The sequence below is a fragment of the Streptomyces vastus genome (assembly GCF_039532825.1).
GTDB lineage: Bacteria > Actinomycetota > Actinomycetes > Streptomycetales > Streptomycetaceae > Streptomyces > Streptomyces vastus.
In genome coordinates this window covers 13,653-34,559 of record NZ_BAAASJ010000029.1, presented here as the reverse complement: position 1 = coordinate 34,559, position 20,907 = coordinate 13,653, and the positions used below count along the sequence as shown (strand labels likewise).

Annotated in this window: 16 protein-coding genes and 4 pseudogenes; 5 read left to right on the top strand and 15 right to left on the bottom strand. The window is 69.1% G+C overall.

Annotated features, from left to right (window positions below):
- Positions 1 to 110 precede the first annotated feature (110 nt).
- Positions 111 to 305, bottom strand: coding sequence for a hypothetical protein (locus ABD357_RS13390; protein ID WP_344390032.1), 195 nt, complete (start codon positions 303 to 305; stop codon positions 111 to 113).
- Here ABD357_RS13390 and ABD357_RS13385 point away from each other — a divergent pair.
- Positions 304 to 807 carry a hypothetical protein gene (locus ABD357_RS13385; protein WP_344390030.1) on the top strand — a complete coding sequence of 168 codons (504 nt, stop codon included), beginning with the start codon at positions 304 to 306 and terminating at the stop codon, positions 805 to 807. The two genes, ABD357_RS13390 and ABD357_RS13385, sit on opposite strands and share 2 nt — an antisense overlap.
- A 285-nt stretch (positions 808 to 1,092) precedes the next feature.
- Here ABD357_RS13385 and recX read toward each other — a convergent pair whose 3' ends face one another.
- The 6 genes and pseudogenes from recX to ABD357_RS13355 form a co-directional block, all read right to left on the bottom strand.
- On the bottom strand, positions 1,093 to 1,956 hold the full coding sequence (gene recX / locus ABD357_RS13380) for a recombination regulator RecX (protein WP_344390028.1): 864 nt from the start codon (positions 1,954 to 1,956) through the stop codon (positions 1,093 to 1,095).
- Positions 1,957 to 1,959: 3 nt separating this feature from the next.
- Positions 1,960 to 2,490, bottom strand: a pseudogene (locus ABD357_RS13375) (recombinase RecA family protein); the annotation flags it as partial.
- 6 nt (positions 2,491 to 2,496) lie between these two features.
- Positions 2,497 to 3,327: pseudogene (locus ABD357_RS13370) on the bottom strand (LAGLIDADG endonuclease); the annotation flags it as partial.
- Positions 3,328 to 4,176 (bottom strand): annotated as a pseudogene (recA, locus tag ABD357_RS13365) (recombinase RecA); the annotation flags it as partial. It abuts the pseudogene before it with no gap.
- Positions 4,177 to 4,402: 226 nt separating this feature from the next.
- Positions 4,403 to 5,689 carry an AI-2E family transporter gene (locus ABD357_RS13360; RefSeq protein WP_344390027.1) on the bottom strand — a complete coding sequence of 429 codons (1,287 nt, stop codon included), beginning with the start codon at positions 5,687 to 5,689 and terminating at the stop codon, positions 4,403 to 4,405.
- Positions 5,690 to 5,749: 60 nt separating this feature from the next.
- Positions 5,750 to 5,944, bottom strand: a complete 195-nt coding sequence (locus ABD357_RS13355) for a DUF3046 domain-containing protein (protein ID WP_344390026.1) — start codon at positions 5,942 to 5,944, stop codon at positions 5,750 to 5,752.
- Positions 5,945 to 6,023: 79 nt separating this feature from the next.
- Here ABD357_RS13355 and ABD357_RS13350 point away from each other — a divergent pair, with 79 nt between their 5' ends.
- Entirely contained in the window at positions 6,024 to 6,968 is a 945-nt protein-coding gene (locus ABD357_RS13350) for a hypothetical protein (protein WP_344390025.1), read from the top strand.
- A 99-nt stretch (positions 6,969 to 7,067) separates the two neighbouring features.
- On the opposite strand, the gene ABD357_RS13345 is transcribed toward ABD357_RS13350, so the two are convergent.
- The 3 genes and pseudogenes from ABD357_RS13345 to ABD357_RS13335 all read right to left on the bottom strand — a co-directional run.
- On the bottom strand, positions 7,068 to 7,376 hold the full coding sequence (locus ABD357_RS13345; RefSeq protein WP_344390024.1) for an AzlD domain-containing protein: 309 nt from the start codon (positions 7,374 to 7,376) through the stop codon (positions 7,068 to 7,070).
- Positions 7,373 to 8,134 carry an AzlC family ABC transporter permease gene (locus ABD357_RS13340; RefSeq protein WP_344390022.1) on the bottom strand — a complete coding sequence of 254 codons (762 nt, stop codon included), beginning with the start codon at positions 8,132 to 8,134 and terminating at the stop codon, positions 7,373 to 7,375. The genes ABD357_RS13345 and ABD357_RS13340 overlap by 4 nt, the downstream gene beginning before the upstream one ends.
- A 113-nt stretch (positions 8,135 to 8,247) precedes the next feature.
- Positions 8,248 to 8,997, bottom strand: a pseudogene (locus ABD357_RS13335) (AraC family transcriptional regulator); the annotation flags it as partial.
- A 286-nt stretch (positions 8,998 to 9,283) separates the two neighbouring features.
- Here ABD357_RS13335 and ABD357_RS13330 point away from each other — a divergent pair.
- From ABD357_RS13330 to ABD357_RS13320, 3 genes are all read left to right on the top strand, one after another.
- On the top strand, positions 9,284 to 14,041 hold the full coding sequence (locus tag ABD357_RS13330) for an ATP-dependent helicase (RefSeq protein WP_344390021.1): 4,758 nt from the start codon (positions 9,284 to 9,286) through the stop codon (positions 14,039 to 14,041).
- A gap of 254 nt (positions 14,042 to 14,295) precedes the next feature.
- The gene (locus ABD357_RS13325) at positions 14,296 to 15,105 is read left to right on the top strand and encodes an Fpg/Nei family DNA glycosylase (RefSeq protein ID WP_344390020.1); all 810 of its coding nucleotides are present in this window, start codon (positions 14,296 to 14,298) and stop codon (positions 15,103 to 15,105) included.
- A gap of 101 nt (positions 15,106 to 15,206) precedes the next feature.
- A complete protein-coding gene (locus ABD357_RS13320; RefSeq protein WP_344390018.1) occupies positions 15,207 to 15,971 on the top strand; it encodes an SDR family NAD(P)-dependent oxidoreductase in 765 nt (254 codons plus the stop codon).
- A gap of 625 nt (positions 15,972 to 16,596) precedes the next feature.
- Here the strand turns inward: ABD357_RS13320 and ABD357_RS13315 are convergent.
- From ABD357_RS13315 to ABD357_RS13295, 5 genes are all read right to left on the bottom strand, one after another.
- Complete coding sequence (locus ABD357_RS13315) at positions 16,597 to 16,971, bottom strand: helix-turn-helix domain-containing protein (RefSeq protein WP_344390017.1); 375 nt, start codon at positions 16,969 to 16,971, stop codon at positions 16,597 to 16,599.
- A 109-nt stretch (positions 16,972 to 17,080) separates the two neighbouring features.
- The gene (locus ABD357_RS13310) at positions 17,081 to 17,629 is read right to left on the bottom strand and encodes a CinA family protein (protein WP_344390016.1); all 549 of its coding nucleotides are present in this window, start codon (positions 17,627 to 17,629) and stop codon (positions 17,081 to 17,083) included.
- On the bottom strand, positions 17,626 to 18,357 hold the full coding sequence (gene pgsA, locus ABD357_RS13305) for a CDP-diacylglycerol--glycerol-3-phosphate 3-phosphatidyltransferase (RefSeq protein ID WP_344390015.1): 732 nt from the start codon (positions 18,355 to 18,357) through the stop codon (positions 17,626 to 17,628). Before pgsA ends, ABD357_RS13310 begins: the two co-directional genes overlap by 4 nt.
- Positions 18,354 to 19,826 (bottom strand): 30S ribosomal protein S12 methylthiotransferase RimO, encoded by a 1,473-nt coding sequence (rimO, locus tag ABD357_RS13300; protein ID WP_344390014.1) that lies wholly within the window; start codon positions 19,824 to 19,826, stop codon positions 18,354 to 18,356. Before rimO ends, pgsA begins: the two co-directional genes overlap by 4 nt.
- A 121-nt stretch (positions 19,827 to 19,947) precedes the next feature.
- On the bottom strand, positions 19,948 to 20,790 hold the full coding sequence (locus tag ABD357_RS13295) for a helix-turn-helix domain-containing protein (RefSeq protein WP_344390012.1): 843 nt from the start codon (positions 20,788 to 20,790) through the stop codon (positions 19,948 to 19,950).
- Positions 20,791 to 20,907: the final 117 nt, after the last annotated feature.

Sequence of the window (20,907 nt, the reverse complement as noted above, 5' to 3'; positions counted from 1 at the left end):
TGCCGCGCATACCCATCAGATTACCCATACGGCCTTCAACGGCACAGAACCGAATGTTTCGGATCAAGTGACGGAGTATGCCATCTCGCTTGACACGGACATCTTTGATGTCAAATGGCAAAATATTGCACCGGAGGGGGCTGCGGAGGCCTGAGGATTAACCACTCTTTCAAATCACGCCGGAAAGCCTCATGGGAGCACGCCTGGGCGAGCAGCGTGAGCCGCCTCATCACCCCTCCTTTCTGCGGCAACCTCAGATTTTCCTCAATAATCAAGAATGCGATTGCCCAGACAGTCTTGACCATGACAAGCTTCTTATCGACCAAGCGGGGTTCTCAAGAACCACTCGCTTACCACGAAGGAGCAAAAATCATGCATCGCAAAACGGGGGCCGGCCTCACCGTCGGCTTGATGACCCTCGGCGTATTCGCGCTCACGGCGCCGAGCGCACAGGCCGCATCCAAGCACGCCCATGTTGAACTCGGGAATCGCTGCTACGCCGACGTGTATGTCACAAATGACAACACAGCAGGACGCATTAAGGGCTTCTTCGGCGTATTCTGCCGAAATGGAGGAGAACTGTGGGTCACGCCGGGCATCAGGCTCACCAAGGGCGGAAGCTTTGTTAAGCGGGGGAGCCCGGGCATCCGCTCCATCAACAAAAACAAGGGCGTAAACTTCAGCCTCTTCACAAACAACTCCTCAGGAAAACAGTGCTACAAGGCACACCTTCAGGTACAAATTATCGCCCCCAATGGCGAGACAGCAAGCACTAAGGTCGCCAATACGGCATGCCTTAAGGTCTAACCACCCTGGGCACATGTGGGCCCGCCTCGCTTTGGAGGCGGGCCCACATGACATAATTGCAACTTGTTGGGATGAGGAGTATTTCGCCAGGCAGGTTGTGTTGGCCAGGGTCCCCTATCCGGGGAGCTCACCTCTTCTTCCTGTGCCCACGACCACTCTGAGCCCTTTTCGTGCGCCCAGCAGAACAGGAGGTGACACCGTGACGTCACGGTGTCACCTCCTGTTCTGCTGGGCGCACGAAAAAGCCTCACTGGCTTCCGTGTCTTAAGCGACCTGGACCCTCGCTCAACCTGCATGCCCCTCTCCGTCCAGATCCTGGCCTTCCGCCTCGAGCACCTCCCTGACCACGCGCAGGGCCATACTCTCCTCGTAACCCTTGCGGGCCAGCATTCCGACGAGCCGGCGAAGCCTCTTGTCTCGGTCTACCCCTCTTGTGGAGCGGAGCTTGCGGGCCACCAGCTCGCGGGCAGTCTGCTCCTCCTGCTCGGAGTCGAGCCGTTTCACGGCCTCGTCGATGAGGACCGAGTCGATCCCTTTGGTCCGCAACTCCTGTGCCAGCGCCCGCCGGGCCAGGCCCCGGCCGTGGTGCCGGGACTCCACCCAGGCGTCCGCGAAGGCGCTGTCGTTGATCAGGCCGACCTCTTCGAAGCGGGACAGCACCTCGTCCGCCACGTCGTCCGGGATCTCTCGCTTGCGCAGCGCGTCCGCGAGTTGCTTTCGCGTGCGCGGGGTCCCGGTGAGCAGACGCAGGCAGATGGCCCGCGCCCGCTCAGCCGGGTCCCCTGAAGGCTCCCCCGCCTCGGCCCTCGACGAGGAAGGGGGGCCTCCGTTCTTCGAGCCGCCGGACGACTCCCCGAAGCCGCGCCTCCGACGGCCACGAGACCGTCCATCACGGCCACCGCCCCGACTTACGCCGCTACTTGGCGCACCGTCATCGCGGGGCGAACCGTCACCACGGCGCGGGCCACGCCGGCCGTCACCGTCCGGATCACTGCCGTACGCCCCCTCGGCGCTCGCGCCAGTGCCGTCCAGCCCGTCACCGCCCATTGCCCTGTCTCCGCCTCCGACGGAGCCGACGTCACCTCGGTGGCTCTGCCCTTCCGGGCCACCGGGATAGACGTACTCAGCCCAGTCGGTTCGTCGCGTCACGGATCAGCTCTTGGGCGCCGCGGCCTTGGACTTGGTGGCCTTGGCCGCCGGAGCAGGCGCCGTCTTCACAGCCTCGTTCGGGACGGCCGAGACCGCCGCGTCCGCGCCCGGCTCGACAGTCGGCTCCACTGGCTTCACGCCGACGCCCAGCTTCTCCTTGATCTTCTTCTCGATCTCGTTGGCGAGATCGGGGTTGTCCTTCAGGAAGTTACGAGCGTTCTCCTTGCCCTGGCCGAGCTGGTCGCCCTCGTACGTGTACCAGGCGCCTGCCTTGCGGACGAAGCCGTGCTCCACGCCCATGTCGATCAGGCCGCCCTCGCGGCTGATGCCCTGCCCGTAGAGGATGTCGAACTCGGCCTGCTTGAAGGGGGGCGCTACTTTGTTCTTGACGACCTTGACACGGGTGCGGTTGCCCACCGCGTCCGTGCCGTCCTTCAGGGTCTCGATGCGGCGGATGTCCATGCGCACCGAGGCGTAGAACTTCAGCGCCCGGCCACCGGTCGTGGTCTCCGGACTGTTGTGCACCATGACGCCGTCCACGAAGTAGTTGTGCGTGCCCTCGACTTCGATGTCGAACTTCTTCATGGAACGCGTCGGCGGCTTGACGTGGATGTCGAGGATCCTCGACGCAACCAGGCGCTGTGTCTCCTCGATGAACTCCGGCTCGACACCGAATCGCCCACGGAAGCGCGGAAGGAGCTTGTACTCCATGGAGGGGTGCACGAAGGGAGCCACCATCTCCTGGAAGCGCGCCGAAGAGTCCGTGCCGAACTGTAGGACGGCCATCTGCCGCTCACCTGCGAACCGGAGGCGCACGTCCAGGCCATGCGTGTCTCGCAGATAGTCGACGATGCGCTCCCGTGAGCCTTCACTCATGGCTTCGACGCAGATCTCGATCCGACCCGAGCCTCCTTCCGTACGCTCCTGAAGCCCCTGAGAGCGCACCGTGAAGCAACCGTCATCCATGTACCAGACGGCCAGGGCCAGCGGGGTCAGCGCCTTGAGGTGCTCCCAGGTGATGTGCTTCCTGTCTCCGCCGAGGTAGACCACTTCCCTCAGCTCGTCCAGCTCTGGAAGCGGAGAGAAGTCCGCGAAGACCGCGCCCTTCTCGTTCTGTGTCCGAGAGCATCCGATGTTCCCGAGCAACGAGACCTTCCAGTCCAGGTACTCGGCCTGCTTGGCACCGTGCCCCATACGGAACCGAACTCCGGTGCGGCCCTTCCTGTTCGGGGAAAGGCTGCCGTCGCCCATCAGTGCCCCGAGGACGACCTGCTCCTGCTGCTCGCTCAGCGCCTTCTTCTCACTGATGAGCACGCGGTCTCCGGCGATCAGCTCACCCGCCTCACGCCAGCCTCCTGGGGTGCGGATCAAGTGGTTCTCCGTCGCGGCGAACTGCGCCTTGCCGTTCTTTCCGGACTTGGCCACGGTGAACTGCAGGAACCGCTCGGCGTTCCCGTTGTCGAACCAGTTGGTGATGCGTCGGGGGACGATCTTGTCGGTGTCCGGGTCGTAGGAGAGGACCTCAACATCCATCCGCTGGTTGACGATCTTGCCGATCTTCTCCTGCGTACCGTCGGCGAGGGTGACCCGAGTCGAGTAGTTGAAGCACCCGAACATCACCCCGATCTTCTCGCGCAGCTGGTTGATGAAGATCGCGGTGGTCTTGGACTGGTTGAGCGCGCTGGTGATCTTCCGGAGGGCCTGGCTCATCAGGCGGGCCTGCAGGCCCACGTGCGAGTCGCCCATTTCGCCCTCGATTTCCGCGCGCGGTACGAGGGCGGCGACGGAGTCGATGACGATGAGGTCGAGGGCGCCGGAGCGGACCAGCATGTCCACGATTTCCAGGGCCTGCTCGCCGTTGTCCGGCTGGGACAGGATCAGGTTGTCGATGTCGACGCCGAGCTTCTTCGCGTACTCGGGGTCGAGGGCGTGCTCGGCGTCCACGAAGGCGACCTGGCCGCCGGCCTTCTGCGCGTTCGCCACCGCGTGCAGCGTCAGGGTCGTCTTGCCGGAGGACTCCGGTCCGTACACCTCCACCACTCGGCCGCGCGGGATGCCGCCGACGCCGAGCGCTACGTCGAGTGCGGTCGACCCGGTGGGGATGACCTCGATGGGCTCGTTCGGCCGCTCGCCCATGCGCATCACTGCGCCCTTGCCGAACTGCCGTTCAATCTGTGCGAGTGCGGCTTCGAGGGCCTTCTCGCGGTCGGTTCCTGCCATGGGTTCCACCCGATTTGCTTGAGTCGATCGCTTCACGTCAAAGACGCTAACGCCTGCCACTGACAATGCGCCCCGACGCCCGTCCTGCCTGTGGATAACTCGGGCACTTCCCCGCGAAATCGCCGTCGAGAGCCCCGCCGGAGATTCCATAAGAATGGATGTTCGATTTTGGTGTCAAGCGCACCACCCGCCTCAACCGCGACCCGTGAGCGTGTGCGTGGATGCCCTACGAGGAGTCCCGCACGGCTCTCCCGGCCGCTTCCTCCTCCGCTTCCCCGTCCACGACCGGCTGCGTCCTCCCCGACCCGCGCCCCAAGCCTCGTATGCGCGCGAGGAGAGCGCCCGAGCCCCGCCTGCGGTGTCCGTGTACCCGAGGGTCGTCCGTGACGTCGTACCGCCGGACATACGCCCCCAGAAAGGCCTGCAGCGTGGCGACGGCGGGAATGGCGACCAGTGCGCCGACGGCGCCGAGCAGCGCGGTGCCCGCGATGACGGATCCGAAGGCGACTGCCGGGTGGACGTCCACGGTCCTGGCGGTCAGTTTGGGCTGCAGCACGTAGTTCTCGAACTGCTGGTAGATCACGACGAAGACCATCACCCACAGCGCGTACCAGGGATTGACCGTGAAGGCGATCAGCATGGGCAGGGCGCCGGCGAGATATGTGCCGATCGTGGGGATGAACTGCGAGACCAGGCCCACCCAGACGGCGAGCACGGGCGCGTAGTCCACGCCGAGGGACTCCAGCAGGATGTAGTGCGCTATGCACGAGATCAACGCCATCAGGCCGCGTGAGTAGATGTATCCCCCGGTCTTGTTGACGGCGATCTCCCACGCGCGCAGCACCTCGGCCTGGCGGGCGGGCGGCAGTACGGAGCACAGCGCGCGCCGCAGTCGCGGTCCGTCGGCGGCGAAGTAGAACGAGAACAGTGTGATCGTAAGGAGCTGGAAGAGACCGCCCACGACCTGGGCGGACACGTCCAGGACGCCGCCCGCGCTGTTCTGCACGTATCTGCGGAGCCAGTCGGAGCGGAGCAGGCTGTCCTGAATGTCGACGCGGCTTAGCTCCGTGTGGAAGGTCGTGTTGATCCAGCTGATCACCGAGTCGACGTACTTCGGGAAGTCCTCGACGATGTCGATGATCTGTCCGGCGAGCATCGAGCCGAGCAGGGTGACGAAGCCCGCGCTCGCGATCATCACTGCGAAGAACACGAGCGCGGTGGCCAGTCCTCTGCGTATGCCGTATCCGGCCATCCAGCTCACCGCGGGTTCGATGGCGAGCGCCAGGAAGAACGCGATCAGGATGTTGATCAGCAGCCCGGTCAGCTGGTGGAAGGCCCAACTGCCCAGCTGGAAGCAGGCGATGAGGGCGAGGGCGAGCAGCATGGCGCGCGGCAGCCAGCGTGGCATGCGGGTGCGCCCCGTCGGGTCTTCGGCCGAGGGCCGCGGGGGCGGCGGCGTGCCGAGCGGGGATGCCTGTTGGCCGACCTGGGCGGTCTCATCTGTGGATGCCACCGTACAAGTCTCACCTAAGCCACCGACAATCGGTCCCGGTCGTCGGATCTTCGTGGTCGGTCAGCGCTTTTCGTACGGAACGTTCATGGCCGTGCACACCGCGCGCCACACGTCCTTCGCCTCCCAGCCCGCGTCCAGCGCCTGGTGCACGGTGCGTCCTCCGAGCTCCGACATCACGTGATCGCGAGCGAAGGTGTCGGCGTACCCCTTGCCGAAGTGTTCCGCCATCCGCTGCCAGAAGACCGTCAACCGCATGACTTCAGTATCCCGCCCCTGAGAGTGGGGCCGAGCCGGGACCGCTTGTCGAGAACGCTTTCCGTCATACGGTCGGACCATGGCCGAAACTGGAGCATCCCCACTCCCCCCGAAGCGCCCGGCGCACTCCCCGCTCGCCCGCGCCGAGCACTTCGTCTGGCTCACCGCGCGTGTGCTGGAGCAGCGGCGTTTCGCGTACCACTTCCTCGGTGGCGGTGCCGACGCGGTGGAGACCGCGCTGGCCGCCTACCGCAATGAGGACGAGGGGTACGGCCACGCGCTTGAGCCCGATCTTCGTGGCCCGGTCAGCCAGCCCCTGCACACCGGGCACGCGCTGCGTGTCCTGGACTCGATCGGGCGGTGCGGCGGGCAGCGGGTGGAGCGCGTGTGCCGTTATCTGACCGCCGTGTCGACGAAGGACGGCGCGCTGCCGGCGATCCATCCCAGCCAGCGCGGCTACCCGGTGGCCCCCTTCGTACCGGTCGTGGACGATCCGCCCAGTGAACTCCTCGCCACAGGGCCCGTGGTGGGCCTGTTGCACCGCAATGAGGTGTGGCATGCCTGGCTGTTCAGGGCCACCGACTTCTGCTGGCAGGCGGTGGAGTCTCTGGAGAAGTCGCATCCGTACGAGATCGAGGCGGCCGTGGCCTTTCTGGACTCGGCTCCCGATCGTTCGCGCGCGGAGGCGGCTGCCGACCGGCTCGGTCGTCTGGTGCGCGAGCACCGGCTCGCGGCGCTGGACCCGGAGCGGTCTGAGGAGTTTCCGGTGGCGCCCGGTTACGCGCCGGGCGAGCACCACTTCGCGCACGACTACGCGAAGACACCGGACTCGCTCGCGCGCGCGTGGTTCACCGACGAGGAGATGGCGCGCTCGCTGGACTTTCTGGCCGACGCGCAGGAGGAGGACGGCGGTTGGCCGATCCGTTGGCGTCAGTGGGCGCCGGGCACGGTCCTGGAGGCGCGTCCGATCGTCACGATCGAGGCGTTGCGCACTCTGCGGGCGTACGGGCGCCCTGTCGGCTGACGTGTCCGGGGGGGGCTTCCAGGGCGGCGCGTACGTAAACCGGCCTCTACGCGCGCGTGCCGCCAATCGGCCTCCACGCGCGCGTGGCCGCCCTGTACGTCAGCCGGTCATCGCCCGCACCCCTGCCGTAACCACCACAGCCGCCGCGACGACGAGCAGGAAGGGAGCCCGCAGAATCAGCGCCACGGCGGCTGCCGCGAGCCCGGCGGCCTTCGCGTCCAGGACCAGGACCCGGCCGTCGGCGAAAGTCTGCTGGGCCGTGAGGGCGGCCAGCACGGCGACGGGCAGCAGGGCGGCCAGCCGTTGGACGAGCGGCCGTTCCAGGACACCCGCGGGGACGAGGAGACCGATGAGCTTGACGGCATAGCAGCCGACGGCGGTCACGGCGATCGCGATCCAGATGTTCAACGGTCCTCCCCTGGTGCCTCGTTGGCGGGCTTCCCAGCTGGCGTACGCCCCATGCGGCGGCCCTCCGCCCACAGGACGGCCGGGGCGGCGAGCGCGGCCACCAGGACGGGCACGCCGACGGGCAGTACGGGCAGAAGTCCGAGGCCGAGGACGACCGCGAGGCCCGCGACAGCCCGCTCCGTGGTCGTCTTGAGCATCGGCGCGAGGAGGGCCAGGAAGACGGCGGGCCCGGCGGCGTCCAGGCCCCATGCGTTGGTGTCGCCGATTGCTTCGGCCCCCAATGCGCCGAGCAGGGTGGTGAGGTTCCACAGCACGTAGAGGGTCAGCCCGGTGACGGTGAAGCCGATCCGCACGCTACGTCGTGTGGGTTGAGCGAGCGCTACGGCCGCGGTCTCGTCGATGACCCACTGGGCAGCGAACGGCCGCACCGCGCGCGGGAGGGCCAGCAACTGCGAAAGACGCAGCCCGTAGAAGGCGTTGCGCATACCGAGGAAGAAGGCGCCCGCGGCGGCGGTGAACGGGTTGCCTCCGGCCGCGAGCGCTCCCACGAGGGCGAACTGCGAGGCGCCGGTGAACACCAGGAGGCTGAGCGCGCAGGTCTGCAGCAGCGTGAGGCCGCTTCCTGCCGAGGTCACCCCGAAGGCGAAACCGGACAGTCCGACGGCGGTCCCGACTCCGAGGGCGTCTCGTACGACGGCGGCGTCGGGTTTTCCGCCGTCTTCACCAAGTGTGTCTGCGAGAGCTGTCTGTTCTGCCACGCCTTGGACGGTAGAAGGAGCCCCTCCTGTGGGTCTTGTACGTTCTTGCGCTCGCGCTGGTATGCCCCTGGCGGCACGCCCACGATCCGGGTGAAGTGGCGGTTGAGGTGCGGTTGGTCGGTGAAGCCCACGACGTGGGCGGCTTCTGCGGGCGCGGTGCCGGCGTCGAGGAGGTGGCGTACGCGGCGTACGCGGGCGTCGGTCAGCCAGGCGTGCGGAGGCATGCCGTAGGTGTCCCGGAAGGCGCGCAGCAGCGCGAAGGGGCTGGTGCCGAGGTCGGCGGCGAGCCGTTTCAGGGTGGGCGGGTCGGTCATCCGTTCCTCGAGGACAGCACGCGCGCGTGCAGCGATTCGGGCGCCCGCCGTGCGCGGGGCGCGCTGCGGGAGCGGCCCGCCGTTCAGTCGCAGCAGCCGGGTGACGGCGACTCTCAGCAGGGTGTCGGCGGCGAGTGCGTTGCCCTCGTCGGTTGCACGCAGCACTTGGTGGACCAGGCGTGCGGCGTAGGGGTCGTCGAGCACCGGGGTGGTGAATCCGGGGGTGCCGCGGATCACGGTGGTTTCGGCGGCGATCTCGGCCACCAGGTCGGGGGACGGGTAGACCGCCCCGTACCGCCAGCCCTCGGGACCGCCCGCGCGACCCGTGTGCGGGGTGTCGGGGTTGACCAGGGCCAGGGTGCCTGGTCCCGCGTACTGGTCGGCGCCGCCGTGATGGAACACCTCGACACCGTCGGCGATGGCGGCGATGACGAAGTTCTCGTGGGTGTGCCGGACGAAGGTTTTCCGGATGTACCGGGCGCGCAGCAGGTCGACGCCTGGCAGTTCCGGGTACTGCCAGTGCCGCGCTCGCTCACCCGAACCTGCCATGTGCCCATTCTGCGCCAGGTCGCCCGCTGGGTTCGGCGGGTTTCGGGCAGTACGGGTATGGCTGCCGCCAGGCCGGATTCGCCCTCCGCTGGGAGCCGAGACGGTTCGGGGTCACGACGGGTCCCGAACGGTGCGTACGCCCTCGTGGCAGCGCGGAGCGCCCCGCACCCAGCGCCGACCCTCGCCACAGCCGTGCCTCTGGCCCAAGCGCCTCGCGCAGACCCCCGACGCGAGACCGTTTTCGCAGGTCAGACGCATTGTCAGTGGCGGGGTGCAGGATGGGGGCATGGTCAGGTCTGCGCATGGTGCCCTCGACGGCTTCTCGCCCGCGACCCGCGGCTGGTTCGCGGGGGCCTTCTCCGCGCCCACCGACGCCCAGGCCGGGGCGTGGCGGGCCATCGGTGCGGGCTCGGATGTGCTCGTGGTCGCGCCGACCGGCTCCGGCAAGACGCTGGCCGCGTTCCTCGCCGCGCTTGACCAGCTGGCCTCCACGCCGCCGCCGGCCGACCCCAAGAAGCGCTGCCGGGTGTTGTACGTGTCGCCGCTCAAGGCGCTCGCGGTCGACGTCGAGCGGAATCTGCGCAGCCCGCTGACCGGCATCAAGCAGGAAGCGGTGCGCCTCGGGCTGCCCGAGCCCGAGGTGAAGGTCGGCATCCGTTCCGGCGACACCCCGCCCGCCGAGCGCCGCGCGTTGTCCACGCGCCCGCCGGACATCCTGATCACGACACCGGAGTCGCTGTTCCTGATGCTCACCTCGGCCACGCGCGACGCACTGACCGGTATCGAGACGGTGATCCTGGACGAGGTGCACGCGGTCGCGGGCACCAAGCGCGGCGCCCATCTCGCCCTGACCCTGGAGCGGCTCGACGAGCTGCTGCCAAAGCCTGCGCGCCGCATCGGCCTGTCCGCGACGGTGCGTCCAGTGGATGAAGTGGCGCGCTATCTCTCGCCGCGCCGCAAGGCGGAGGTCGTCCAGCCGCTGTCCGGCAAGGAGTTCGACCTGTCGGTGGTCGTTCCGGTCGAGGATCTCGCCGAGTTGGGGGGCTCCCGGGTCGCCGACTCCGACGAGGGTGCCGAGCGCCCGTCGATCTGGCCCCATGTCGAGGAGCGGATCGCCGATCTCGTCCAGGCGCACCGCTCGACGATCGTGTTCGCGAACTCCCGTCGGCTCGCGGAGCGGCTGTGCAACCGGCTCAACGAGATCGCGTACGAGAGGGCGACGGGTGAGCCTTTGGAGGAGCACCATGGCCCGGCCGAGCTGATGGGCGGTTCGGGCGCGGCCCAGGGCGCCCCGCCGGTCATCGCGCGCGCCCACCACGGCTCGGTTTCCAAGGAGCAGCGAGCGCTGGTCGAGGAGGACCTGAAGGCGGGCCGGCTGCCCGCGGTGGTCGCCACCTCCAGTCTCGAACTGGGCATCGACATGGGCTCGGTGGACCTCGTCGTGCAGGTCGAGTCCCCGCCGTCGGTGGCTTCCGGTCTCCAGCGCGTCGGCCGCGCGGGGCACCAGGTCGGGGCGGTCTCCACCGGTGTCGTCTTCCCCAAGTACCGAGGGGACCTCGTCCAGGCCGCCGTCGTCACCGAGCGGATGCGCACCGGCTCCATCGAGTCCCTCCGTATCCCCGCCAACCCCCTGGACGTGCTGGCCCAGCAGCTGGTCGCCATGACCGCCCTGGACACCTGGCAGGTCGACGACCTGCTCGCGACGGTCCGCCGGGCCGCACCCTTCGCGTCGCTTCCGGAGTCCGCGTTCACGGCGGTGCTCGACATGCTCGCGGGCCGCTATCCGTCCGACGCCTTCGCGGAGTTGCGGCCACGCGTCGTCTGGGACCGCGTTGCCGGGACGGTCACCGGCCGCCCAGGCGCGCAGCGCCTCGCCGTCACCTCCGGGGGCACGATTCCGGACCGCGGTCTCTTCGGGGTGTTCCTCGCGGGCGCCGACCCCAAGAAGGGCGGAGGCCGTGTCGGCGAGCTCGACGAGGAGATGGTCTACGAATCCCGCGTCGGCGATGTCTTCACACTCGGCACCAGCTCCTGGCGCATCGAAGACATCACGCGCGACCGCGTCCTCGTCTCACCCGCGCCCGGAGTGCCGGGCAGGCTGCCGTTCTGGAAGGGCGACCAGTTGGGCCGCCCCCTCGAACTGGGCCGCGCGGTGGGCGCGTTCCTCCGCGAGGTCGGCTCCCTCCCGAAGGACGACGCCCGGCTTCGGCTCCTCGCCGCCGGCCTCGACGCCTGGGCCGCCGACAATGTCCTGTCCTACCTGGCCGAACAGCGCGAGGCCTGCGGCCACATCCCGGACGACCGCACCATCGTCGTCGAGCGGTTCCGCGACGAGCTGGGCGACTGGCGAGTCGTCGTGCACTCCCCCTTCGGCGCCCAGGTCCACGCCCCCTGGGCCCTCGCGCTGGGCGCCCGCCTCTCCGAGCGGTACGGCATGGAGGCGCAGGTCATGCACGCCGACGACGGCATCGTGCTGCGCCTCCCGGACGCCGACCTGCTGGGCCTGGACCTGCTCGACCAGGAACCAAGGACGATGGGCACCGAGTATGACTCGGAGCAGGCCCCCGTGGGCGCGGCAGACGTCGCCTTCGACAAGGGCGAGGTCGACCAGATCGTCACCGACCAGGTCGGCGGATCAGCCCTGTTCGCGTCCCGCTTCCGCGAATGCGCCGCCCGCGCCCTGCTGCTGCCGCGCCGCAACCCCGGCAAGCGCACCCCACTGTGGCAGCAGCGCCAGCGTGCCTCCCAACTGCTCCAGGTGGCCAGCGAGTTCGGATCCTTCCCGATCGTCCTGGAGGCGGTCCGCGAGTGCCTCCAGGACGTCTTCGACGTCCCCGGCCTCGCGGAACTCATGGGCGACATCGAGTCCCGCAAGGTGCGGCTCGTCGAGGTCACGACACCCGAGCCGTCACCGTTCGCCCGGTCACTGCTGTTCGGGTACGTCGCACAGTTCCTGTACGAGGGCGACTCCCCGCTCGCCGAGCGACGCGCCGCCGCCCTGTCGCTGGACTCTCGGCTCCTCGCCGAACTCCTCGGCCAGGCCGAGCTGCGCGAGCTCCTGGACGCCGACGTCCTGACCGAGCTGGAGCGCGAACTCCAGTGGCTTACCGAGGACCGCCGCGTCAAGGACACCGAAGGCGTCGCGGACCTATTGCGCCTGCTCGGCCCCCTCACGGACGCGGAACTGACCGAGCGCGGCGCGGAACCGGAGTGGGCGCCAGAGCTTGCCGCGTCCCGCCGCGCCATCCGGGTCCGGATCGCAGGCGCCGACCACTGGGCGGCGATCGAGGACGCGGGCCGACTGCGTGACGCGCTCGGCACGGCGCTGCCCGTCGGCGTCCCGGAGGCCTTCACCGAGCCGGTCAAGGACCCGCTCGGCGACCTTCTCGCGCGGTACGCACGCACCCACGGCCCGTTCACCTCGACCGCGGCGGCGGCACGCTTCGGCCTCGGTACGGCGGTCACCGAGGGCGCTCTGCAGAGGCTCGCCGCGAGCGGCCGTGTCGTACAAGGAGAGTTCCACCCGGCCGGCATCGGCCAGGAATGGTGCGACGCGGCGGTGCTGCGGCGGCTGCGGCGCCGTTCGCTCGCGGCGCTGCGGCAGGAGCTGGAGCCGGTGCCGCCCGCCGCGCTCGCCCAGTTCCTGCCGCAGTGGCAGCATCTGGGCAGCGGGCACGGGCTGCGCGGCATCGACGGACTCGTACGCGCCGTCGAGCAGTTGCAGGGCGCCTCGGTGCCCGCCTCCGCGCTCGAGAAGCTCGTCCTGCCGTCCCGTGTCGCGAACTACGCTCCGGCGATGCTCGACGAGCTGACCGCGGCCGGCGAGGTGGTGTGGGCCGGAGCGGGCGCACTGCCGGGCAAGGACGGCTGGGTGTCGCTGTATCTGGCGGACGCGGCGCCCCTGCTGCTGCCGGCCCCGCATCCTCTGGAGCTGACCGCGCTCCATCAGTCGGTCCTGGACGCCCTCTCGGCGGGCTATGGACTCTTCTTCCGCCAGATCGCCGACCAGATCCGCGCCACCACGCACCCCGACGCCACCGACCCCCAACTCGCCGACGTCCTTTGGGACCTGGCCTGGTCGGGTCGGCTGACGAATGACACCCTCGCCCCTATGCGCTCCCTCCTGGGCTCTGGTCGCACCGCGGGTTCCACCGCACATCGCGCGAAGCGCACGGTGCCGCGCGGACGGTACGGCAGCCTGACGGCCGCGGCACGCCCCGCCTCCCGCACCGGCCCTCCCACCGTCGCGGGCCGATGGTCACTGCTCCCCGACCGCGAGGCCGACGCCACCGTGCGCGCCCACGCCCTGGCCCGCATCCTGCTCGACCGGCACGGCGTGGTCACCCGGGGTGCGGTCGCCGCGGAAGGGGTCGAGGGCGGCTTCTCGGCGACGTACCGCATCTTGTCCGCCTTCGAAGACAACGGACAGGCACGCCGGGGCTATGTGGTGGAGGGGCTCGGTGCCGCACAGTTCGCGATGGACGGCGCGGTGGACCGGCTTCGCGCGGCGGCCAACGCACGCGAGCGAGGCGCGACTCTGCCAGACGCGGCGTTCCCGGGCGCCAACGCCGGCTTCCAGGACCCCTACGCCGACGCCCCCTCCGACACCGGCTTCCCCGGCGGCCCCGCCTCGCGCCCCCGTCCGAGCAACGCCACCCGTGCCATCGTCCTGGCCGCCGCCGACCCGGCAAACGCGTATGGGGCGGCCCTCCCCTGGCCCGACCCCCCGGCCGACGCGGGTCACAAGCCCGGCCGCAAGGCGGGTTCCCTGGTCGTGCTCGTCGACGGCGAGCTGACCCTCTACATGGAGCGCGGCGGCAAGACCCTCCTGGCCTGGCCCTCCGCCTCGGACGACACCCCGCTGAACGACCCACGCCTGCGCATAGCCTCCGAGGCCCTCTCCGCAGCCGCTCGTGCGGGCTCCCTCGGCACGGTCACTGTGGAGCGTGTGAACGGCGTCTCGGCCCTGACGTCGCCCTTCGGCACCCTCCTGGAAGGGGCCGGTTTCCACGCGACGCCGCGGGGCCTGCGCATGCGCGCATAAGGCCACTCGGCGCAGTACACAAGCACCGACGGACCTGACGAAGCTCGGAGCACCAGGCGGCGCCGGACTGGCCACCGCCGCCTGCTTCCCTCCCCGACGCCCGCTCGCTCGCCTCCCAGCCGACCGCCGGCCGTCCCAGGCGACCAGCCGTCTCTCCCGCCCTCAGCCACACAACCCGACCGACACCCGCCCGCCAGCCTCCCCGCGTTCCCGGGCCAAGACGCCCCCGCCCACCCCATGCCACCCTGGACCCCATGCCCGAAGGAGACACCGTCTGGCAGACCGCCCGGCGCCTGCACACAGCGCTCGCGGGCCGCGTGCTCACCCGCTCCGACCTCCGGGTGCCCAAGTACGCCACGGCCGACCTCACCGGGCGTACCGTCCTGGACGTCACCCCACGCGGAAAACACCTGCTTACCCGTATCGAGGGCGGGCTGACGCTGCACACGCACCTGCGGATGGACGGTTCCTGGAAGGTGTACGCGCCCGGCGAGCGCTGGAGCGGCGGCCCCGGCCACCAGATCCGCGTGATCCTCGGCACCGCGGAGCACACAGCCGTCGGCTACCGGCTCCCCGTACTCGAACTGCTCCGCAGCACCGACGAGCATCGGGCCGTAGGCCACCTCGGCCCCGACCTCCTGGGCCCGGACTGGAACCCCGACAAGGCCCTGGAGAACCTCCTGCGCGACCCGACCCGCCCGCTCGGCGAAGCCCTCCTCGACCAGCGCAACCTCGCCGGAGTCGGCAACGTCTACAAGAGCGAGCTCTGCTTCCTGCTCCGGGCGACTCCATGGCTGCCCATCGGTGACCTCCCTGCCGAACGTGCCGCCCAACTGCCCGCCCTCGCCAAGAAACTCCTGGAAGCCAATCGCGACCGCCCCGCCCGCAGCACCACGGGACGCCGCGACCAGAACCTCTACGTGTACGGCCGCACACCCCGCCCCTGCCTGCGCTGCCGCACCTCGATCCGTACGGCGAACCAGGGCGACGGCTCCCGAGAACGTCCCACGTACTGGTGCCCGACATGTCAGTCGGGCCCAGCCCCCGATACGAGGCCTTCCTGATCACGTACACCCTCATCACGTACAACCCCTCCACGCACCATCCCACTCCCATTCCGTACGACTAATTGACGACCCGTCAGAAACTCTCATACGGTCCCTTCATGCCCGTCACGGCGTACGACCTCACCGGACGCACCGCTTTTGTCACCGGCGCCGCGAGCGGTATCGGCCGCGCCTGTGCCGTGCTGCTCGCGGAGGCAGGGGCTGTCGTCCACTGCGCGGACCGCGATGACCGGGGCCTCGACGAGACGGCGGCCCTGATCAAAGACAAGGGCGGCGTGGCCCACACATACGCCCTAGACGTCACCGACCGCGCCCGGCTCGGCCAGGCCGTCGCGGCCTGTGAGCGTCTCGACGTGATGGCCGCCGTCGCCGGGATCATGCACAGCAGCCCGGTCCTGGAGACCCGCGACGAGGACCTCGACCGAGTACTCGGCGTCAACTTCAAAGGCGTGCTGTATGCGTGCCAGGAGGCGGCCCGCGCCATGATCGCGTCCGGGACACGCGGCAGCATCGTCACCATGGCCTCGGGCGCTGTCGACACCGGAGGGCCCGGGCTGCTCTGCTACGGGGCGGCGAAGGCAGCCGTCGTCCAGTTGACGAAGACCCTGGCGACCGAGATGGGGGCGCACGGCATCCGCGTCAACGCGGTCGCGCCGGGCTGGATCCGCACGCCCATGACAGACCGCCATGACGACGAGTCCCAGGCGCGGATCGAGGCGTTCATGGCCCGGATGTCACCGCTGGGCCGGGTCGGCGAGCCGGAGGACATCGCGCACGCGGTCCTGTACCTCGCCTGCGACGCCTCGGCCTTCACGACGGGCCAGATCCTCCGCCCGAACGGCGGCGTGGCCATGCCTTGGTAGGCAGTGGCAATGCCTTGGTAACACCGGTGCCGATCCGCTCCCCAATCCGTGGCCCAGGCCTCGTGTCAGCCTTGGCCCGGGCTTTCGGCACACAGTGCACCGGAAGCAGACTCAACCCCCACCCCCCGGCCACGACCATCCCCTCCCACGCCCCGGCATCCGACGCAAACGCCCATCGCACCACTCCGCACCACCACAGCGCCCCGCCCCCGAGAGCCAGCCCCCACCGCCCTATTCGCACCGCTCGCCACGCCATGGCGCCACCTCCAACCCGCCAACCGACGCTAGACCGCGACTGTCAACCACCGGCAGGGCGCATCAATCCCCACGAGGCACACCCGGCGCACCCACACACCAAAGGCGCCGTCGCTCTGCTTCGAGCACCCCCAGCCCCTCAACCATCGCCGTCCCGGGACACACCGGCAAACGGTGCAAAAGTGATGAAATCGAAACGCGAATGCCCCGGCCGCCGCCCTCCAGCAACGCAAAAACCCCGACCGCACCCCTCCAGGTCTCCCCGGAGAGACCCCGATCGGGGCCCTCACACAGTTCTCAGCCGATTCTCAGCTCAGCCGGTTCTCAGCTCATGAGAGCCGGCTCACGACCGATCACAAACCAGCAGCCGTCAGGCGGCGACTACGTCGACCGCCTCGGCCGGCGCCTTGATCGTCACTCGTTCCGGTGGCACACCGGTCACTGACACGGAATTGAGCATCGGGCGTACTGGCGTTGGCACAGGCTCAGTGGCCGCTGCCGACCGGGCCAGCTCGGCGAGCGCGAGTTCGTCGCTCACTTCTCGCATGAGCTCGGACATCCGTACGTCCAGCGCGTCGCAGATCGCGGAGAGCAGCTCGGAGGAAGCCTCCTTCTGCCCCCGCTCCACCTCGGAGAGATAGCCGAGTGAAACTCGGGCGGACGAGGAGACTTCGCGCAGAGTACGGCCCTGGCGCTGGCGCTGCCGACGCAGCACGTCACCAAGCAGGCGACGGAGCAGAATCATCGGTGGCTCCCTCCTCGGGCCGTGTAGCCGCATCCTTCTCGCCCCACCGTACCGCCTTGCGCCGCGGCCGTGCGGGGAGCGATGTCGTGTTCACTCAGGGCTGCAAACATCAATTCCCCCCGTTCTGTTCCGTATCCTGTGCCCGCTCATTTCCCAGCTGTTCGTGCTCGAGCTCCTCCAGGAGAAGCCCGAGCACGCTCCGTACACTCTCCATACGGATTTCCGTCCGGCCGCCGTTCAACCGCAGCGCCGCCACTTTCCCGCCACCAAAACCGCCGCCGACCTCCGCGGAAGGCCCGTCGACGGCAATGAAAACCGTGCCGACGGGCTGCCCATCCTGGCTTTCGGGACCGGCGACACCGGTGGTCGCGAGGCCCCAGTCCGCGCCGAGCACCTTGCGTACACCGGCCGCCATCTGGGCCGCGACCTGCGGATCCACCGCCCCGCGCTGTTCCAGAAGGGTGGCGTCGACCCCGAGTACATCCTGCTTCACATCGGTGGCGTACGAGGTCACGGAGCCGCGGAAGGCCTTGGACGCCCCCGGCGCGGCTGTGATCTCCGCTGCCACCAGGCCACCCGTCAGGGATTCTGCGACAGCCAGCGTCTCGCCTCTCACTGTCAGTAGTCTCAGCACTTCAGCAGCTTGGGAAGCAGTCATTCCGCCTCCTTCGCCGCTGCTTTCCGCTCGGCGAGACCCTGGCGTCGCAGCACAATGGCTTGTCTCACATAGTCGAGCCCGGTCACCACGGTCAGGGCGACCGCCACAGCCATCACCCAGAACCTCAGGGTCGCCAATGGCCCCGTCAGCGCCAGGACGTACATCCCGACCGCCGTGCCCTGGGCGAGCGTCTTCATCTTGCCGCCGCGGCTCGCCGGAATGACGCCGTAGCGGATAACCAGAAAACGCAGCAGGGTAATTCCGAGTTCCCGCCCGAGGATGACACCCGTCACCCACCACGGCAGATCGCCGAGCGAGGACAGACAGATCAGCGCTGCCCCCATGATCGCCTTGTCGGCGATCGGGTCGGCGATCTTCCCGAAGTCGGTGACGAGGTTGTACGTACGCGCAAGGTGGCCGTCGAAGATGTCGGTGATCATGGCAACCGCGAAAGCGGCCCAGGCCCAGGCCCGCCATACCGGGTCGTACCCGCCCTCGGCCAGCATCAGCGCGACGAAGCCCGGCACGAGGACGAGGCGGAGCATGGTCAGGAGGTTCGCGACGTTCCAGAGGCTGGCCTGGTTCACGGCCACGGCGCCCAGCTTCCCGCCGCGCGACGACTTCGAGCCCTGAGCCCCGGAAGCGCCCGTACCGGGGGCACTGGCGGCAGCACCACGCGTGCCGGGCGTGCCGGGGCCGCCCGCCGCGGATGCCGGGACTCCCGTCATCTGGCAACCTCCTCAGGACCTGCGAACGAGCCGAGGAGCGGCTCGGCCACCAGGTCGACACCTTCCGTACCGACCACCTTCGCCTCGACCATACGACCGACCGTCAGACCCTCGCCGCTCGTGAACAGCACTTGGCCGTCGGTCTCCGGCGCCTGGTGCGCCGCACGGCCGATCGCGCCCTCGGCGGCGTCCAGCGACTCGACGAGCACCTCCACGGTCTCGCCGACGCGCTCCTCGGCCCGCTGCGAGACAAGCTCCTCCGCGAGCCGCGAGACCCGGGCCAGCCGCTCGGCGACGACGTCCTCGTGCAGCTTGTTCTCGTACGTCGCCGCTTCCGTGCCCTCCTCGTCGGAGTACCCGAAGACGCCGATCGCGTCCAGCCGCGCGCCGTTCAGGAAGCGCTCCAGCTCGGCCAGGTCGTCCGCGCTCTCGCCCGGGAAGCCCACGATGAAGTTGGACCGCACGCCCGCGTGCGGGGCCCTGGCGCGGATCGTGTCGAGCAGTTCCAGGAACCGGTCGGTGTCTCCGAAGCGCCGCATCGCGCGCAGCACGCCGGGAGCCGAGTGCTGGAAGGACAGGTCGAAGTAGGGCGCGATCTTCGGCGTCGAGGTCAGTACGTCGATGAGCCCGGGCCGCATCTCGGCGGGCTGCAGATAGCTGACCCGCACCCGCTCGATCCCGTCGACCTCGGCGAGCTCCGGCAGCAGCGTCTCCAGGAGCCTGATGTCGCCCAGGTCCTTGCCGTACGAGGTGTTGTTCTCGGAGACCAGCATGATCTCCTTGACGCCCTGCTCGGCCAGCCAGCGCGTCTCCCCCAAGACGTCGGACGGCCGCCGCGAGATGAACGAGCCGCGGAAGGACGGGATGGCGCAGAAGGAGCAGCGACGGTCGCAGCCCGAGGCCAGCTTCACCGAGGCGACCGGAGAACCGTCGAGACGGCGCCGAAGCGGCGCACGGGGGCCCGAAGACGGAGCAAGCCCCTCCGGAAGATCGGCCGGTCCGTGCCCGGGAAGCGCGACCTCGACGGCGGACTCCTGCCGCTCGGCAGGGCTGATCGGCAGCAGCTTGCGGCGGTCCCGCGGGGTGTGCGCGGCGTGGATCCCGCCGTTCAGGATCGTCTGGAGCCGGTCGGAGATGTCCGCGTAGTCGTCGAAGCCCAGCACGCCGTCGGCCTCAGGGAGAGCCTCGGCGAGCTCCTTGCCGTACCGCTCGGCCATGCAGCCGACGGCGACGACGGCCTGGGTTCTGCCGTGTCCCTTGAGGTCGTTGGCTTCCAAGAGGGCGTCGACGGAGTCCTTCTTGGCGGCTTCGACGAAGCCGCACGTGTTCACGACGGCGACGTCCGCTTCCTCGGCGTCCTTCACGAGATGCCAGCCGTCCGCCTCCAAGCGGCCTGCGAGCTCCTCCGAGTCCACCTCGTTACGAGCGCAGCCAAGAGTGACGAGTGCGACGGTACGGCGTTCAGGCATGGGCTCAAGACTACTTCGTCCCACTGACAGCCCACGTCGACGGGGTTGGCCGTCCTTGGCCAACCCCGTACCCGCCTGCCCGAAAAACCCGGTGCCCGTCTGCCCCTTAATGCCGTGCGACTCAGCCGACCTCGGGGTCGCCCTTCGTGTACGTCAGCCGCGCGACCTCTCCGGGCCGGAACTCGTCGTCGATCTTCTTGCCGTTGACGTACAGCTGGAGCACACCCGCGCGACCGAGGACGAGGTCGATCTTCTCCTTGTCCTGGAAGGTCTTGGAGTCACCCTGGTCCAGGAAGCCGTCGAACAGCCGTCGGCCGTTGTGATCGTGGGCCGAGATCCAGCTGCGGCCGTCGGGGGCGGTCACCTTGACGGTCACCTTGTCCTGCGGCGCGGCCGCGATGGCGCTGTCCGAGGCGTCGGGCGTGGGGTCGGCGGGCTTGTCCGGCTTACGGTCGGCGGACTTGGTGGCGGTGGGCTTGGAACCCTCTGCGGTCTGCGTCTTCGCATCGGCACCGTCGTCACCGCCGCTGAACAGCGTGAACCCGACGAAACCGATCACGGCGACGATCGCGGCGACCATGGCCGCCGTCCAGTTGGGCCGCTGGCGCTCCGGACGGATCCGTTCCGCCTCGAACAGCGGTGCCGCCGGCGTCGGGGCCGGACGCCCGCCGTGCTCGGCGGCGTACTGCGTGAGCAGCGGATCCGGATCGATGTGCACGGCGCGTGCCAGGGTCCGGATGTGACCGCGCGCGTAGACGTCTCCGCCGCAGGCGGCGAAATCGTCCTGCTCGATCGCCTGCACGATGGCGATGCGGACCCGGGTGGCGTTACTGACATCGTCGACGGTCAGCCCTGCATCGATACGTGCCTGTCGCAGCGCACTGCCGATCGAGGGACGGTCGTCTTCTTCGAAGGGACGCTTGTCCTCAGGGAAGTTGTCCTCAGGGGAGTTGCCGATGGACACGGGGGCGCCTTTCGAGCGTGTAGCCACCTGTGCTGGAAGTTCAGTCTATGGGGGGTGCCAAAGGGTGGGGCAACCGGGCGGTATGACTTTGTACTCCATCAGAATGGCTGGACATCC